The sequence below is a fragment of the Gluconacetobacter azotocaptans genome (assembly GCF_014174355.1).
GTDB classification, from domain to species: domain Bacteria; phylum Pseudomonadota; class Alphaproteobacteria; order Acetobacterales; family Acetobacteraceae; genus Gluconacetobacter; species Gluconacetobacter azotocaptans.
This window is the reverse complement of the sequence record NZ_JABEQF010000015.1, coordinates 1-15,899: the sequence shown is the minus strand read 5'-3', so window position 1 is coordinate 15,899 and position 15,899 is coordinate 1. Positions and strand designations below refer to the sequence as shown.

Genomic DNA, 15,899 nt, shown 5'->3' with positions numbered 1-15,899 from the left:
CGTCGCCGGTGCCCGTGTGTCAGCAGCCGTCGCCGCGCATCGTCCAGCCCGACACCTTGCCGGCGATGACCTCGAACGTCGTCTGGCAGCTGCTGATGTAATAGCTGGGCGGGAATCCGCCGCCCCAGCCGCCACCCCAGCCGGGACCACCCCAGCCGCCGCCCCAACCGGGACCACCCCAGCCGCCGCCACCCCAACCCCAACCCCAGCCCATGCTGCCGGGCGAGTAGCTGGTCTGGCTGTCGATATAGGCGAGGAAGACATGGCCCTGCGCCTCGTAAGCGCGGGTCGGCACGCCGAACGTGCGGATCACATCCACCTCGTCACGTCCGACCATCGAATTGAGCAGTTGCCTCTGCTGAGGCGACGGAACCTCGCACGCCGTCAGGGCGAGCAAGGCGGCCAATGGCAAGATTGACGCGTATTTCATGACTGCGATACCGACATAGGAGAAAGAAATTGAAAACCAGTTAATCTGAACATACTCCGCCTTGAATAAGCCCAAGCGGGAACGTTACAAAAAATTCACCCCATCCATAAGACGTCGCCTATCCGTAACGTACTTGCGGCCAGCATGACCAGACGGTCGAAGCCCAGCGCGATGCCCGCGCAGGCCGGCAGGTCGTCCAGAGCCCCCAGCAGCGCCTCGTCCATCGGCCATGTCCTGTCGGGGTCGGCGCCATACAGCTCCGCGCGCCGGGCGCGGTCGGCCTCGAACCGCCGCCGCTGCTCCATCGGATCGGTCAGCTCCTCGAACGCGTTCGCCAGCTCCATGCCCCCGGCATAGAGTTCGAACCGCAGGGCGACGCGCGGATCGGACGGGTCGCGCCGTGCCAGGGCCGCCTGGCTGGCCGGCCAGTGGGTCAGGAAAGTCGGCCGGTCGCGGGCGATCGCGGGTTCCACGCGTTCCATCAGCAGGCGGAAGAACAAATCTTCCCAGCTCTCGTCCTCGCGCAGCGCGCATCCGGCGGCCTGGGCCAGGGCGGCGGCGTCACCCTCGGTCGGCAGCAGGTCGAGGCCGGCATGGCGGGCGAACGCCTCGGCCATCGTCAGGCGCGCGAACGGTTCGTCGATCCGGATGTCCTGCCCCGCGCGGCGCAGGGCCGGCGGCAGCACGGCCCGCAGCAGCGCCTCGGTCTCGTCCATCAGGGCGGCCAGGTCGGCGCCGGGACGGTACCATTCCAGCATGGTGAATTCCGGGGCATGCAGATTGCTGCCCTCGGCATTGCGCCAGACGCGGGCCAGTTGGAACACCGGCAGGCCGGTCGCCGCGACGATGCGCTTCATCGCGAATTCGGGACTGGTCTGCAGGAACAGGGGCTGGCGCGTCCCGTCGGGATGCTCGCGCTCGGTCCGGAAGACCTGCAGATGCACCTCCTCGCCCGGTGTCGGCACGGCGCAGGGGGTTTCGACCTCCAGATAGCCGCGCGCGTCGAAGAACGCCCGCACCCCCCGCGCCACCAGCGCCCGCCGCCGCAGCAGCGCCAGACGTTCGGCGATCCGGTCGGGATCGCGGGGGCGGCTGGGCCGGCCAGGGTTGTTCCTGTCGGTCATGCGCGACTCCTGTTGCAGGACGAAAACCGGCAGAGTAGAGCCAGCCGATGACACGATCGGTCAACCTTCCCGACATCATTTCCGGCCCGGCGCGGCGGACGCTGCGCCGCGTCCCCGACCTGCTCGACGCCGGGCTGGTTCCGCCCGGGGCCGTCCCGGTGCTGGAGGACGTGGCCCGGCGCTACGCCACGGCGATCCCGCCGGCCTTTCACGATCTGATCCAGGCCCCCGACGACCCGATCGGCCGGCAGGTCATACCCGACGCGGCGGAACTGCTGACCGCACCGCACGAACGCGCCGACCCGATCGGCGACGACGCGCTGTCGCCCGTGCCCGGTATCGTGCATCGCTATGCCGACCGCGCGCTGCTCAAGCCCCTGCTGATCTGCCCTCTGTACTGCCGGTTCTGCTTCCGGCGCGAACATGTCGGCCCCGATGGCGGGGTGCTGGACGACGACGCCCTGGCCCGCGCATTGGACTGGCTGCGCACCCACCCGGCGATCCGCGAGGTGATCCTGACGGGCGGCGACCCGCTGATGCTGTCGCCGCGCCGGCTGGGCGGGATCGTGCGGGCGCTGGGCGACATCCCCCACGTCACCACCATCCGCGTGCACAGCCGCGTACCCGTCGCCGACCCCGACCGGATCACCGACGAACTGGCCGATGCGCTGGAAACCGACCGGGCGATGTGGCTGGTGGTCCACGCCAACCACGCGCGCGAATTCACGCCCCCGGCCCGCGCCGCCCTGCGCCGCATCCAGGCCCGGGCCATTCCGGTGCTGGGCCAGTCCGTCCTGCTGCGGGGCGTCAACGACAGCACCGAGGCGCTGGAAGGCCTGTTCCGCGCCATGGTCGAGGCCCGGGTCAAGCCGTATTACCTGCATCAGCTGGACCCTGCGCCCGGCACCGCACATTTCCATGTCCCGATCGCCGAGGGCCGGCGCCTGCTGGCGGGCCTGCGCGGCCGCGTCACCGGGCTGGCATGGCCCACCTACACGCTGGATATCCCCGGCGGCCACGGCAAGGTGCCGCTTGGCCCGGACTATCTGGAGCCCGACGCCGACGGCCTGGCCGTCCGCGATCCGGCGGGCGGTCTGCACAAACTCGACGCTGAATCCGCCCCCAACCTTGCCCTCGGCGCGCGAGAGGGCTAGAAGCCCGCCTTTCATCCCACACGTCAGACAGGGCCCCCCATGAAACAGCAGGCGAACCTGATCCGTGCCGGACAGGTCATCGAGCACGACGGCCGTCGCTGGACAGTCCTGAAGCAGCAGATCATCACCCCGGGCAAAGGCGGCGCCTTCATCCAGGTGGAGATGCGCGACCTGAAGACCGGCAACAAGACGAACGAGCGGTGGCGCACCGCCGACACCGTCGAGCGCCTGCTGACCGAGGAGCGGGAATATACCTATTCCTACATGGACGGCGACAACATCGTCCTGATGGATCCCGAAACGTTCGAGCAGACGCTGCTGCCGCTGGGACTGCTGGGCGACCAGGCCCCGTTCCTGCAGGACAACATGACGCTGGTCATCAACCTGGTCGAAGGCGACCCGGTCGGCGTGCAGCTGCCCGCCCAGGTCACGCTGGAAGTGGTCGAGGCCGATCCGGTGGTGAAGGGCCAGACGGCCAGCTCGTCCTACAAGCCGGCCAAGCTGTCCAACGGCGTGAAGACCATGGTGCCGCCGTTCATCGAGGCCGGCGAGCGCATCGTCGTCCGCACCGAGGATTCCACCTACGTGGAACGCGCAAAGGGCTGAGGCGGCTGGCGGGCAGGTGACGGGATCGTTCCAACCGCCTGCCTGATGCTTTAGACCTCATGATGCGGCGCGGCGGATCCCCCGTCCGCGCCGCCGCCTTCTTCGCCACCCGCCCCCTTCATCATCCGACGAACCAGACAGGACCGACCGACGTGGCCATGCGACTCTCTCCCCACATGACGGTGATGCAGAACGCGGCCCACAAGGCCGCGCGTCGCCTGCTGCGCGATTTCAGCGAGGTCGAGCAGCTTCAGGTCAGCATCAAGGGGCCGGGCGATTTCGTGTCCCAGGCGGATTTGCGCGCCGAGGCGACGATCCGCGAGGAACTGGTCCGTGCCCGCCCGGGTTATGCCTTCCTGATGGAGGAAAGCGGCGAGTCGGGCGGCGACAACTGGACCTGGCGCTGGATCGTCGACCCGCTGGACGGCACCACCAACTTCCTGCACGGCATCCCGCACTGGGCGATTTCCATCGGCCTGCAGCGCCGCCTGCCCGACGGCAGCATCGAGATGGTGGCCGGCGTGGTCTACAACCCCGCCGCCAACGAGATGTTCTGGGCCGAAAAGGGCGTGGGCGCGTTCCTGAACGAACGCCGCATCCGCGTGTCCGCCCGCCGCGACATGCTGGAGGCCCTGTTCGCCACCGGCATTCCGTTCGCCAAGGTCCCGGCGCAGCGCCGCCTGCCCTTCGCCCGGAGCCTGGGGGCGCTGATGCCGCAGGTCGCGGGCATTCGCCGCTTCGGCGCGGCGGCGCTGGACCTGGCCTGGGTGGCCGCCGGACGCTACGAAGGCTTCTGGGAACTGGGCCTGCGGCCCTGGGACTGCGCGGCGGGCCTGCTGCTGGTGCGCGAGGCCGGCGGCTATGCCACCGATCCCGACGGCGCGGAACTCGACGATCTGGGCGACGTGGTCAATGTCGTGGCCGGCAACAGCCATCTGCACGCCCCGCTGCGCGAACTGGTGGCCGAAAGCCTGACCACGCGCTGAGAACGGTGGTCGGAACCGGTTTCTGTCGCTGCGGATCGGTATCGGGCAGATATTTTAAGGGATTCCCCACACGTTCAGGTCTTCGACCCGGACGCGATCTGCTCTAGGCTGCGCCGGTCATGTCCGATCCCCTTCCTTCCGCTTATCCCCGCATCTCGCGTATCGTCCCGGCCTGCCTGCTTGGCATTGCGCTGACGGGGACGCTGGCCGGACACCCGGCCCGCGCACAGGTCGTCACCAACGACAGCGCCCTGTCCGGCCTGGGGCCGGCCCCGGCCGCCCATCCGGCGACGGTGCATCCGGCGACCAGCCCCAGATCGCACCAGCCGCACGGCATGCGCGCGCCGCAGGCCCATACCGCTGCGCCGGCCCCTGCCCCATCCAGCGCCACGCCGGCCCCGGCCGCGCATCCGCCGCCGCCCACCATCCCGGCCGCCCCGCCTCCGTCGCCCATCATCCGGCCGCCCGAGGTGAGCGTCCCCCTGCATCCGTCGCCGCCGCCGCCCGAAACGCCGGTCGTCCCCACCGCGCATGGCACGGTGCAGGACCTGCCGGGCGGCACGCGCCTGACCTTCGCCCCCGGCAGCGCCGACATGAACGCGGCAATGAGCGACCGGGTGAAAACCTTCGCGGCCGCCCTGCTGGCCGCGCCCGAGGCGCGGGGGCAGATCGACGCCTATGCCTCGGGCACCCCGGACGATTCCTCGACGCCGCGCCGGGTCTCGCTGTCGCGCGGGCTGGCGATCCGCTCGATCCTGATCCATGCGGGCGTCGCCTCGACGCGCATCTACGTCCGCGCCATCGGCCTGTCCGGGTCCCCGCCGAACGAAACGCCTCCGGATCATGTTGACGTGACCCTCTCGAATGTGATCGCCTCTGCCCCTTCCGCCCCTACGGAGCCCCGGCCCAAACCGTGACCCACCCCACGACCTATATCCTGCGCATCGTCCTGTTCATGGCCGCCGTGCTGCTGGTGGCCGCCACGCTGTGGCGGACGCTGTATTCCGCCTTCTTCAACAACCCGGTCCTCGACGGGCTGATCCTTGGCATCCTGGCGTTCGGGATCGCATGGAACGTCCGGATGGTCCTGCGCCTGATCCCCGAGGTCCGGTGGGTCGAGACGCTGCGCCAGCCCCGGGCCGGGCTGGCCCAGCCCACCCCGCCGAAGCTGCTGGCGCCGATGGCCTCGATGCTGGCCACGCGCAACCGCACCGACCGCCTGGTCCTGTCCACCCCGGCGATGCAGTCCATGCTGGACAGCCTGTCGTCGCGCCTGGACGAAGGGCGCGAACTGTCGCGCTACATGACCGGGCTGCTGATCTTCCTGGGCCTGCTGGGCACATTCTACGGCCTGCTGCTGACCGTGGGGTCGATCGCCGACGTGATCGGCGGCCTGTCCGTCGGCTCGGCCGACCTCAACGTCATGTTCGACCAGCTCAAGACCGGTCTGGCGCAGCCGCTGCATGGCATGGGCACCGCCTTCTCGGGCTCGATGTTCGGCCTGGCCGGGGCGCTGGTGCTGGGCTTCCTGGACCTGACGGCCGGCCAGGCGCAGAACCGCTTCTTCAACGAGCTTGAGGAATGGCTGGCCGGGCTGACGCGCATCTCGCCCGGCCTGGCCAGCGCCGACGGCGCCGAGGCCGGCGTGCCGGCCTACGTGCAGGCGCTGCTGGAACAGACCGCCGAGAACCTGGAGAAGCTGCAGAACCTGATCGCCCGGGGCGAGGACGGCCGCATCCAGCAGCAGGCCCTGCTGGGCAGCCTGAACGAGCGGATCGGCACGATGACCGACACCATGCGCGCCAGCCATGCCCTGATGCAGCGCATGGCCGACGACTCCGCCCAGGGCCATCTGCGCGGCATCGAGATGCTGCTGACCCGCATGCTGTCGGACATGGAACAGGGCCGCAACCAGATCTCGACCGACATCCGCAACGACCTGCGGCTGCTGGCGCGGACCGTCGCCGCAACCGCGCCCGCCGGCGCGCGCGCCACGCCCTGAGGGGCCACCCCCGCCGCCGCAGGCGCGCGGGGGCTTCCGACGACTGTTTTGACGATCATCCTTGTCCGATGAGGTGCCCCCGGCCCCATCGGATGACGATTTAACGGACGGGACCGACACCCATGGCACGCCGCCGCCGCCAGACCCATGCCGGGCTCGACGCCTGGCCGGGATATGTGGACGCCCTGTCCACCCTGCTGATGGTCATCATCTTCGTGCTGCTGGTTTTCGTGCTGGGGCAGGCCTTCCTGTCCGTGGCCCTGAACAAGCGGCAACGCGCGATGGAACAGCTGGCCCAGCAGGTCGCCCAGCTGAACACCATGCTGTCGCTGGAACGCGGCCACGCCCATGCGCTGGAACTCTCGGTCGCCTCGCTGCGCGCCGCGCACGAGAAGGACGAGGCGATGGAGACGTCGCTGACCGCCCAGGTGGCGCAGAGTTCGTCGGAACGCGACAACCAGGCCAGGCTGGCCCAGGCCAGCCAGCAGCAGGTCGCGGACCTGGGATCGCAGCTGGAGCAGATCCGCCAGCAGCTGTCGTCCGCGATGGCGGCGCTGGAGATCTCGCAGACCGAAATCCAGGACCGGCAGCGCAAGATCGACGATCTGGGCCTGAAGCTGAACGTGGCGCTGGCCGACAAGGTCGAGCAGCTTCAACGCTATCGTTCGGAATTCTTCGGCCGCCTGCGCGACATCCTGAAGAATCAGGAAGGCGTGCAGGTCGTCGGCGACCGCTTCGTGTTCCAAAGCGAGGTCCTGTTCCCGCCCGGCGGCGCCGAGCTGTCGCCCAAGGGCGTGGCCGAAATCCGCACCCTGGCCCGCACCTTCCATCAGGTCTCGGCACAGATCCCCGCATCGATTCCCTGGATCATGCGCGTGGACGGCCATGCCGACCGCCAGCCGATCCACAGCGCCTTCGCCAGCAACTGGGAACTGTCATCCGCTCGCGCCATCACCGTGGTCAAGCTGCTGATCGCCGAAGGCATCAGCCCGCACCATCTGGCCGCCACCGGCTTCGCCGATTTCCAGCCGCTGGATGCCGGCAACAGCCAGACCGCCTTCGCCCGCAACCGCCGGATCGAATTCCGCCTGACCGACCGGTAGCCACGCCTCAGGGCATTGCCCTTTGGAAACCCAGTCGTTTCACCCTTGATCGGGGTCCAGGGCCTCAGGCCCTGGTGGGTTCGGGCAAAGCCCGACCTGCCTCCGGGATTTTAAGTGGGTTGGCCGAAGGCTTTCAGCCTCAGCCGTTCGCCCTGCCGCTGCCCGTCGGCGGCCATCGGGTCCAGCGTCAGGAGCTGCTGCCAGGCCTGGTAGGCGGCTTTCCAGTCGCCACGCTGCTCCTCGACATTCGACAGGATCTGCCATGCCACCGCATCGGTGCCGTCGTGGTGCAGCGCCACGCCCAGATCGGCCACCGCGCCGTCCAGATCCCGCGCCGCAAGCCGTGCCTGTGCCCGGTCCCGCCACAGGATCCCGACCTCGGGTTGCAGCACCAGCGCGTCATCCAGATCCGCCACCGCATCCAGGGGCTTGCGGTCGGCCAGATCGGCCTGCGCCCGACGCAGCAGCAGTCGCGTCGTAGGCGACAGGGGGTGCTGGCGCAATTGCTCGATCCGCGCCTCCAGATCGGCAGCGGCGGCGCGCGAGGACGCATGCGCCAGCTGGGCGGTCAGCGTCGCGATATCGGGTGCCGCCGTGGGGGCCGATTGGGCCGGGGTGGAGAGCCGGGGCGGCGGGACAGCCGGAGCCGGCGCACTCAAGGCAGGGCCGCAGACGCCCAGCGACAGGGCCGTTGCCAGGGCCCGCAAACACGAAAACCCGCACTTCCATCCGGGAATCCGGACGGGAATGCGGGCACGTGCGTCATACATGGAAGACCGTACGGCCAAGGCCGTCCGGACGATCAGCCCTGGCGGGCCTTCATCCGGGGGTTCTTCTTGTTGATGACATAGACCTTGCCGTGACGACGGACCACACGGCAGTCCTTGTCACGAACCTTGGCCGACTTCAGGCTGTTTCTGATCTTCATGATCCGACCCTCATCTGGCGGCAGGACACCGCAAAGACGGGCCGAATACCGGCCCCACGGGGCAGAGTCAACCGCACACGGCGCGAAACCAGCGGTTTTCCGGGGGTAAAGGCCCGGTTTTTCAGTCCGCTGGGGGTGCCGTGATGGCAGGCGGGCGGATATGCGGGGCCAGCAGCCGGAAATCGGCGGCCCGGGGCGCGTGCGGACGCCAGGCCAGGCCGATCGTACGCCAGGCCCGGCAGCCCGTCACCGGCCGGACCACCAGCGGCAGGTCGCGCAGAATTCCCGATTCGACCGCCAGACGCGGCAGCAGCGCCAGCCCCAGCCCCTCGGCCACCATGTCCACCAGGGTATAGAGCGAGGTCACAACGAACTCCTCTTCGCCATCGGGGGTGCTCCAGCCGCGTTCCTGCCGGCACAGCGCCAGCGTCTGGTCGCGCAGGCAATGCCCGTCTTCCAGCAGGATCATGCGCTCGGTGCCGATCTGCTCGACCGGGACGGCGTTCAGCGCCGCCAGCGGGTGGCGGGCCGGCAGGACCAGCATGAACTCATCCCGCCACAATGGCAGCGTTTCGGTCCCCTCGCAGGGGCAGGGCATGGCCAGCAGCACTAGGTCCAGCCGCCCCAGCACCAGCTTGTCCATCACGTTGCCGGTCAGATCCTCGTTCACCGACAGCCGGATCTGGGGAAATTGACGACGCAGGCGCGCCACCAGGCCGGGGATCACGAACGGGCCGATGGTGGGAATGACGCCGATGCGCAACAGTCCCGTCATGGGCGCGCGCGATGCATCGGCGACGTCCTGCACCGCCTGCAGCGACTCCAGCGCGTGGCGGGACCTTGCCGCGACTTCGTCCCCGATCGGGGTGAAGACCACGCGCTTGCCGACCTTGCGGTCCAGCACCTGGATATCCAGCTGTCGTTCCAGCGCCAGGATCCCGGCCGAAAGCGTCGATTGCGTCACCGCGCAGGCCTGCGCGGCCCGACCGAAATGGCGCAGGTCGGCCAAGGCGATCAGATAGCGGAGTTGCTGCGCGGATGGCAGGGGTGTCATCGATTCATTCGATCATTCGGATATAAATTATTCATTGGCATGATATCGGCTTCAGCGCCATAGAATATGCGCCGAGGCCGGAACGCACCCGCGGCGCCGCGCCATGGACAACATATGCAAGGGAGCAAGCCGATGCTGACAGTCGGTGACACATTTCCGAGTTTCGACCTGACCTCCGTCCCCGGCGGCCCCGAGGGGCTGAAGGGCGATTTCGTCCAGATCTCGGACAAGACCGACGCGGGCAAGTGGAAGCTCGTGTTTTTCTGGCCGAAGGATTTCACCTTCGTCTGCCCGACCGAGATCGTGGCGTTCGGCAAGCTGGCCGGCGAATTCAAGGATCGTGACACCGTCGTCTACGGCGTGTCCATCGACAGCGAATTCGTGCACCTGAACTGGCGCCTGCACCACGAGGACCTGAAGGGCCTGCAGATCCCGATGCTGGCCGACATCAAGCGCGAGCTGTCCGAGGCCTGCGGCGTGCTGTCGCCGTCGGCGGGCGTGGCCTACCGCGCGACCTTCCTGGTCGACCCCGAGGGCATCATCCGCCATGTCAGCGTCAACGACCTGTCGGTCGGCCGCAATCCGCAGGAAATCCTGCGCATCCTCGACGCGCTGCAGAGCGACGAGCTGTGCCCCTGCAACTGGAAGCAGGGCGAAGCCTTCCTGAAGCCCTGATCGGGCGGGTCCGGCCCCGCCGGACCCATCGTTACCGCCGGTCGATCGCCTCCGGGCCGCTGGCCGGCGGCCCCATTCCACAGCAGGTACAGCCATCATGTCGATCGAATCGCTCAAGGAGCGCCTTCCGGACTATGCGAAGGACCTGAGGCTCAATCTGAGCTCCCTTGCGAACGATATCACCCTGTCGCCGCAGCAGCTGGCCGGGACGTTCGTCGCCACGGCCATCGCATCGCGCAATGCCGACGTGACCCGCGCCATCGTGGCCGAATACGAATCCGTGCTGTCGCCCGAGGCATTGGCCGCCGCCAAGTCCGCCGCCGCGATCATGGGAATGAACAACATCTATTACCGGTTCGTGCACATGGTCGGCGGCGACTACGCCCAGATGCCCGCCCGGCTGCGCATGAGCGTCATCGGCCGCCCCGGGGTGGAGAAGCTGGATTTCGAGCTGTGGTCTCTGGCGGTGTCTGCCGTCAACGGCTGCGGCATGTGCGTCGAAAGCCACGAGAAAGTGGTGCGCGAGGGCGGCCTGTCGACCGAGCAGGTCCAGACCGCGGTCCGAATCGCAGCCACGGTTCACGCGGTCGCCGCGACGTTGGAGGGCGCGCTCGCCCTGGGCGATTCCCCGGCGAACTGATCGTCGGCGCCGGGGTGCGGCGGGCGCTCCGGCGTTCACATCGCGGCTTTCGATCGGGCAATGCGATTTTTTCGTGCGAATGCGGTTGCCAGACCCGCCGACCTTTGTTAATTCGCCCTCCACGAACGGACGGGAGGTCTTCCTCCCCAAGCCGAAGCGGGTGTAGCTCAGTTGGTTAGAGCGCCGGCCTGTCACGCCGGAGGTCGCGGGTTCGAGCCCCGTCACTCGCGCCATCCCTTTCCCCTCCCCCACACATCCCGATTCGCTGCCCGGTCCCGCCGGACGCATCGGAGCAGAGGAAACGCGCGTCGGATCGCCGCCAGCGCGCATTTTCAAACAGGCTCTCAGGTTCCTGCTTTTTCCAGGCCCAGATAGGCCGGCAGCACCGCGTCAGGTGGTCCGTCCATGCGGATATGGCCCTGGTCCATCCACAGCACGCGCGTGCACCATGTCGCCAGGATCTCGGGCTGGTGGGTCGAGATCACCAGGATCTCGGCCCCCGACACCAGCCCTTCCAGCCGCGCCTTGGCCCGGCCCATGAAGGCGGCGTCGCCGGCCATGAACCATTCATCCATCAGCAGGATCTGCGGCCGGGTAGCCGTCGCCAGGCCGAACGCCAGCCGGACCTGCATGCCCGAACTGTAGGTGCGGATCGGCAGGTCCAGGAACGCCCCCAGTTCGGCAAATTCCTGGACGTCGCGTTCCACCTGCGCCAGGGCGTTGGCCGCCATGCCGGTGAACAGGCAGCGCAGGCGGATATTCTCCCGCCCCGTCAGGTCGCCGATCATGCCCAGGTTCGTGTCCAGCAACGCCCCGACCCGCCCCCGGACGGTCACCCGGCCCTCCACCGGTTCGTAGATGCCGGCCAGCGCGCGCAGCAGCGTGGTTTTGCCCGCGCCGTTCCGGCCGATCAGCCCCAGCCGCTCGCCCGGACGCAGCGAGAAGGACAGGCCGTTGAGCGCGCGCACGACCACGCGGTCGCGCGCGTCATGTTCCAGCCGGCCCGAGATCGCGCGGCCCAGCCGCTTCTTCAGGCTGCGGGCATTGCCGTGATAGAGGGGAAAGGCGATGCGCAGGTCACGTACGTCGATTCCAGCCATCGTCTCAGACCCAGTATGCCAGCCGCGACCGCAGGCGCGAGAACAGAAGAAGCGTGACGACCCACAGCACCACGCTGTAGCCCCCCGCCGCGATCCAGATGGACAGGCGCGGCACCTCGCCCATCAGCGGCCCGCGCAGGATCTCGAACAGCGGGTAGAACGGGTTGAGCAGCATATATTGCCGCCCGGCGAAGATCAGGCCGGGCTCCCACATGATCGGCGTGACGAAGAAGGCGATCTGCAGCAGGCTGCCGATAATGGGAGGGATATCGCGAAACCGCGTGCCCAGCACGCCCAGCGCCAGGGACAGCGCCAGGCTGTCGATCGCCCACAGCGCCAGAACCGGTATTTCCGCCAGCAGATGCGCGGGCATCAGGCGAAAGACCGCGAAGACGACGATAATGACCGCCAGATTGTGCGCCAGCACCAGGGCATTGCGCACCACCGAACGAATGGCGTGCACCGTGAAGGGAATGCGCGCCGCCTGGATCAGGCCGGCGGCGCGGGTAAAGACCTGGCACCCGTCGCCGGCGATGCCGCTGACATACCCCCACAGGACCAGCGAGATCGACAGGAACGGCAGGTAATGATGCAGCTCCATGTGGAACAGGGCGCCGTAGACCGAGCCGATGGCCGCGACCATGACCGCGGTGGACACCGTCAGCCACAGCGGCCCCAGGATCGACCCGCGATAGCGCAGCTTGATGTCCAGCCAGCCCAGCGTGCAGCCCAGCCGCCACATGCGGCATCCGTCGGCGATATCCGCCAGCGCGCGCCACAGATGGCGCAGCCCGGTTTCGGGCGTCAGGTCCAGCGCCGGTTCAGCCGCCATGGTCCCGTCGATGTCCGCCATGATCGCTCCTTCACGCGCCGCCGGCATCCCGCGGCGCTCGGCGGCGGCAAACCAGCCTCTTAGGCAAGGCGTCCGAATGGCGCAAGGCGGCCCCCCCCCGGCGCGGCCCCCTTCCCCCGGCGCGCCGTCTGGCCGAACATGCATCCCCCGCCGTCACGGAGCGTCCGATGCCTGATCTTTTCACCCCCTTCACCCTGAAGGGCCGTACCCTGCGCAACCGCATCGCAGTATCGCCGATGTGCCAGTATGTCGCCACCGACGGCGTTCCGGGCGACTGGCACGCCGTGCATTACGCGGGCCTGGCGCGCGGCGGCGCGGGTCTGGTGACGATCGAGGCCACTGCCGTCTCGCCCGAGGGGCGGATCACCCCGGGCTGCGCCGGCCTGTGGAACGACGCGCAGGCCGACGCCTTCGCCGCCATCGCCCGGTCGATCGAGGACGCGGGGGCGGTGCCGGGCATCCAGATCGGCCATGCCGGGCGCAAGGCCAGCGCCAACCGCCCATGGGAAGGGGACGACCATATCGCCCCGGACGACCCGCGCGGATGGCCGACGATCGCCCCCTCGGCCGTCGCCTTCGGCGCGAACCTGCCGAAGATTCCGCACGCCATGACCCAGGACGACATCCTGCGGGTCCGCGCGGATTTCGTGGCCGCCGCCCGCCGCGCCCGCGACGCCGGGTTCGGCTGGCTGATGCTGCATTTCGCCCACGGCTACCTGGCGCAGAATTTCCTGTCGCCCCATTCCAACCATCGTGACGATGCCTATGGCGGCAGCTTCGACAACCGCGCCCGCTTCCTGCTGGAAACGCTGGCGGCGGTGCGCGACGTCTGGCCCGAGGACCGGCCGCTGAGCGCGCGGCTGGGCGTCATCGAATATGACGGGCGGGACGACGAGACCCTGGACGAGGCCATCGAACTGGTGCGCCGCTTCCGCGCGGCCGGGCTGGATTTCATCGATGTCAGCGTCGGGTTTTCGACGCCCGACGCGCATATTCCATGGGGGCCGGCCTTCCTGGCCCCCGTCGCGCGCCGCGTCCGCGCCGAAGGCGGCCTGCCGGCCAGCACCAGCTGGTATATCGACCGTCCCGACCAGGCCGACGCGCTGATCCGCGACGGGGCGCTGGACATGGCGACGCTGGGCCGGCCGCTGCTGGAAAACCCGCACTGGCCCTATGCGGCGGCCCGTGCGCTGGAACGGGCGGACGCGGCCTGGACCCTGCCGGCGCCCTACGCGCACTGGCTGGCGCGCTATCGCCCCGCCTGAAGGCGGGACGCTGCCCTATGCCGGTCCGTCATAGGTCAGGCGATAGATCGCCCCGGCCTCGTCATCGCTGATCAGGACGCTTCCGTCGGCCAGGGGCTGCACGTCCGCCGGGCGTCCCCACGGGGTTTCGTTGTCCTGGAAGCCGTCGACCAGCGGCGTATAGGACGCCACCGCCCCGTCCGGGCCGAACCGCACGGCCATGACCCGGTAGCCCGACAGGCGGCTGCGGTTCCACGACCCATGCTCGGCGATGATCAGCCCGCCCTTGTAGGACGACGGGAACATGTCGCCCTCATAGAACCGCAGGCCCAGGGCCGCGACATGCGCCCCCAGCTTCAGCACCGGCGGCGTGAAGTCCGAACAGGGATGGCCGCGCCCGAACACCGGGTCGGACACATCCCCCTGATGGCAATAGGGATAGCCGAACGATTGCCCCACCTGGTCCAGCCGGTTCAACTCGTCGCCGGGCACGTCGTCGCCCAGCAGGTCGCGGCCGTTATCGGTGAACCACAGCGTCCCGGTGCCGGGCTGCCACGTGAACCCCACCGTGTTGCGGATGCCGAAGGCCACGTCCTGCCGCTCGCTGCCGTCCGGATTCATCCGCAACAGGCGGCCGAACTGATGCCCGACATCGCAGATATTGCACGGCGCGCCGATCGGCACATACAGCTTGCCGTCGGGGCCGAAGGCGATGAATTTCCAGCCATGGTCCCCCACCCGCCAGGGCAGGTCGGCGACCACGGTCTGCGGGGCCGGCGGATTGTCCAGCCGGTCCTCGATCCCGCGCAGGATCACGATGCTGCGCACGTCGGAGACATACAGATCGCCATCGCGGAACGCGACGCCCACCGGCATCATCAGCCCCCGCGCCATGACGCGCACCCTGTCTGCCCGGCCGTCGCCGTCGCTGTCCGTCAGGGCATAGACCACGCCGGCCGTCATCGACCCCACGAAGATGGTGCCCCGGGCGCCGACCGCCATTTCCCGTGCCGAGGGCACCTGGTCGGTATAGACCGCGATATGAAATCCCGACGGCAGGCGCAGCCGGTCGATCGGCGGCGCGGCCCGCGCGGTGCCGGCGCCCGTCAGCAGTGCAAGCAAAGATCCCGCGCGCACCAGGGCCCTGAATGACAGCATCCGTGACGTCCTCCCGCATTTATTCCGTGGACTGGCTGTTCATGGCCATCACCCGCGCCAGGGCCTCGGCCCCTGCCGAGACGTCGGCCCAGGTGGTGTCGAAATCCTTGACGTGCCCGAAATAGGGATCGGCGACCCCCTGCCCCTGACGGCCGGGAACGTAATCCAGCAACAGCGACAGGCGCGCCGTCGCGTCGGGCGGGCGGCGGGTCCGCAGATGCGCCAGGTTGGTGTGGTCCAGCGCCACGATATGGCTGAAGGTCCGGAAATCCTCGGCCGTCACCATGCGGGCACGGTATCCGGTGATATCGATTCCATGCCGCCGGGCGACCTCCTGCGCCCTGCGGTCGGGTGGCTCGCCGGCATGCCAATCGCCGGTTCCCGCCGATTCGACGACGACGTCCAGGCCGTAGCGGGCGGCGGCGGCGCGGAAGGCCGCCTCGGCCAGGGGCGAACGACAGATATTGCCCATGCAGACGAACAGGATGGCGGGACGGCCGGACATGACGATATTCCTCCCTCCGGAACGACGCGGTACGGCAGTGATGATGGCGGGAGACGGGCAGGTCTGTCGACCCCGTCGCAAATTCACAAGAACATGCCGCCCGCCGATTTGCCGTGTGGTGCCCGGCGGACAGGATCGTTACGATCCTGTCCGATTTTCGATCGCTGCCTTGCGTGTCCTCGACGAACGCCGCCGGCAGCATCCTCGTTGCATGGAGACGACGCCGACGATGCCGGACCAGATGAGCCAGAGCGGGCTGCACGCCTTTTTTCGATCGACGCTTGCCGAGCGCGATCCCGATGTGGCGGCGATGATCGGGGGCGAGCTTGAGCGCCAG

Annotated in this window: 18 protein-coding genes and 1 tRNA gene; 10 read left to right on the top strand and 9 right to left on the bottom strand. The window is 68.7% G+C overall.

Annotated elements, in window-relative coordinates:
* Positions 1-19: 19 nt before the first annotated feature.
* On the bottom strand, positions 20-430 hold the full coding sequence (locus tag HLH34_RS15440; protein WP_183120466.1) for a hypothetical protein: 411 nt from the start codon (positions 428-430) through the stop codon (positions 20-22).
* A 95-nt stretch (positions 431-525) separates the two neighbouring features.
* Entirely contained in the window at positions 526-1,554 is a 1,029-nt protein-coding gene (gene epmA / locus HLH34_RS15435) for an EF-P lysine aminoacylase EpmA (protein ID WP_183120465.1), read from the bottom strand.
* 47 nt (positions 1,555-1,601) lie between these two features.
* Between epmA and HLH34_RS15430 the strand changes: the two genes are divergently transcribed.
* The 6 genes from HLH34_RS15430 (at position 1,602) to HLH34_RS15405 (ending at position 7,405) form a co-directional block, all read left to right on the top strand.
* Entirely contained in the window at positions 1,602-2,708 is a 1,107-nt protein-coding gene (locus tag HLH34_RS15430) for a lysine-2,3-aminomutase-like protein (protein ID WP_183120464.1), read from the top strand.
* A gap of 39 nt (positions 2,709-2,747) precedes the next feature.
* Positions 2,748-3,314, top strand: a complete 567-nt coding sequence (gene efp / locus HLH34_RS15425; protein ID WP_183120463.1) for an elongation factor P — start codon at positions 2,748-2,750, stop codon at positions 3,312-3,314.
* Between the two features lie 158 nt (positions 3,315-3,472).
* On the top strand, positions 3,473-4,300 hold the full coding sequence (locus HLH34_RS15420) for an inositol monophosphatase family protein (RefSeq protein ID WP_183120462.1): 828 nt from the start codon (positions 3,473-3,475) through the stop codon (positions 4,298-4,300).
* Positions 4,301-4,419: 119 nt separating this feature from the next.
* Positions 4,420-5,217 (top strand): OmpA family protein, encoded by a 798-nt coding sequence (locus tag HLH34_RS15415; protein WP_183120461.1) that lies wholly within the window; start codon positions 4,420-4,422, stop codon positions 5,215-5,217.
* Positions 5,214-6,302: a flagellar motor protein MotA gene (locus HLH34_RS15410; protein ID WP_183120460.1), complete on the top strand. Its 1,089-nt coding sequence runs from the start codon at positions 5,214-5,216 to the stop codon at positions 6,300-6,302. Before HLH34_RS15415 ends, HLH34_RS15410 begins: the two co-directional genes overlap by 4 nt.
* Before the next feature lie 122 nt (positions 6,303-6,424).
* The gene (locus tag HLH34_RS15405) at positions 6,425-7,405 is read left to right on the top strand and encodes a peptidoglycan -binding protein (protein ID WP_183120459.1); all 981 of its coding nucleotides are present in this window, start codon (positions 6,425-6,427) and stop codon (positions 7,403-7,405) included.
* Between the two features lie 110 nt (positions 7,406-7,515).
* Here HLH34_RS15405 and HLH34_RS15400 read toward each other — a convergent pair whose 3' ends face one another.
* From HLH34_RS15400 to HLH34_RS15390, 3 genes are all read right to left on the bottom strand, one after another.
* Entirely contained in the window at positions 7,516-8,112 is a 597-nt protein-coding gene (locus HLH34_RS15400; protein WP_183120458.1) for a tetratricopeptide repeat protein, read from the bottom strand.
* A gap of 95 nt (positions 8,113-8,207) precedes the next feature.
* The gene (ykgO, locus tag HLH34_RS15395) at positions 8,208-8,333 is read right to left on the bottom strand and encodes a type B 50S ribosomal protein L36 (protein ID WP_012223099.1); all 126 of its coding nucleotides are present in this window, start codon (positions 8,331-8,333) and stop codon (positions 8,208-8,210) included.
* 121 nt (positions 8,334-8,454) lie between these two features.
* A complete protein-coding gene (locus HLH34_RS15390) occupies positions 8,455-9,387 on the bottom strand; it encodes a hydrogen peroxide-inducible genes activator (protein ID WP_183120457.1) in 933 nt (310 codons plus the stop codon).
* 132 nt (positions 9,388-9,519) lie between these two features.
* Here HLH34_RS15390 and HLH34_RS15385 point away from each other — a divergent pair, with 132 nt between their 5' ends.
* The 3 genes from HLH34_RS15385 to HLH34_RS15375 all read left to right on the top strand — a co-directional run bounded on the left by HLH34_RS15385 (position 9,520) and on the right by HLH34_RS15375 (position 10,935).
* The gene (locus HLH34_RS15385) at positions 9,520-10,062 is read left to right on the top strand and encodes a peroxiredoxin (protein ID WP_183120456.1); all 543 of its coding nucleotides are present in this window, start codon (positions 9,520-9,522) and stop codon (positions 10,060-10,062) included.
* 97 nt (positions 10,063-10,159) lie between these two features.
* Entirely contained in the window at positions 10,160-10,702 is a 543-nt protein-coding gene (locus HLH34_RS15380; RefSeq protein WP_183120455.1) for a carboxymuconolactone decarboxylase family protein, read from the top strand.
* Between the two features lie 156 nt (positions 10,703-10,858).
* Positions 10,859-10,935, top strand: a tRNA-Asp gene (locus HLH34_RS15375).
* 111 nt (positions 10,936-11,046) lie between these two features.
* Here HLH34_RS15375 and HLH34_RS15370 read toward each other — a convergent pair.
* Both HLH34_RS15370 and HLH34_RS15365 read right to left on the bottom strand, forming a co-directional pair.
* Positions 11,047-11,802: an ABC transporter ATP-binding protein gene (locus HLH34_RS15370; protein ID WP_183120454.1), complete on the bottom strand. Its 756-nt coding sequence runs from the start codon at positions 11,800-11,802 to the stop codon at positions 11,047-11,049.
* 4 nt (positions 11,803-11,806) lie between these two features.
* Entirely contained in the window at positions 11,807-12,655 is an 849-nt protein-coding gene (locus HLH34_RS15365; RefSeq protein ID WP_240162008.1) for an ABC transporter permease, read from the bottom strand.
* A gap of 167 nt (positions 12,656-12,822) precedes the next feature.
* Here HLH34_RS15365 and HLH34_RS15360 point away from each other — a divergent pair, with 167 nt between their 5' ends.
* A complete protein-coding gene (locus HLH34_RS15360) occupies positions 12,823-13,920 on the top strand; it encodes an NADH:flavin oxidoreductase/NADH oxidase (RefSeq protein ID WP_183120453.1) in 1,098 nt (365 codons plus the stop codon).
* A 15-nt stretch (positions 13,921-13,935) separates the two neighbouring features.
* Here the strand turns inward: HLH34_RS15360 and HLH34_RS15355 are convergent, their stop codons facing one another.
* Both HLH34_RS15355 and HLH34_RS15350 read right to left on the bottom strand, forming a co-directional pair.
* Positions 13,936-15,057 carry a PQQ-dependent sugar dehydrogenase gene (locus tag HLH34_RS15355; RefSeq protein WP_183120452.1) on the bottom strand — a complete coding sequence of 374 codons (1,122 nt, stop codon included), beginning with the start codon at positions 15,055-15,057 and terminating at the stop codon, positions 13,936-13,938.
* 19 nt (positions 15,058-15,076) lie between these two features.
* Complete coding sequence (locus HLH34_RS15350) at positions 15,077-15,562, bottom strand: low molecular weight protein-tyrosine-phosphatase (RefSeq protein WP_183120451.1); 486 nt, start codon at positions 15,560-15,562, stop codon at positions 15,077-15,079.
* Between the last annotated feature and the right edge of the window lie 337 nt (positions 15,563-15,899).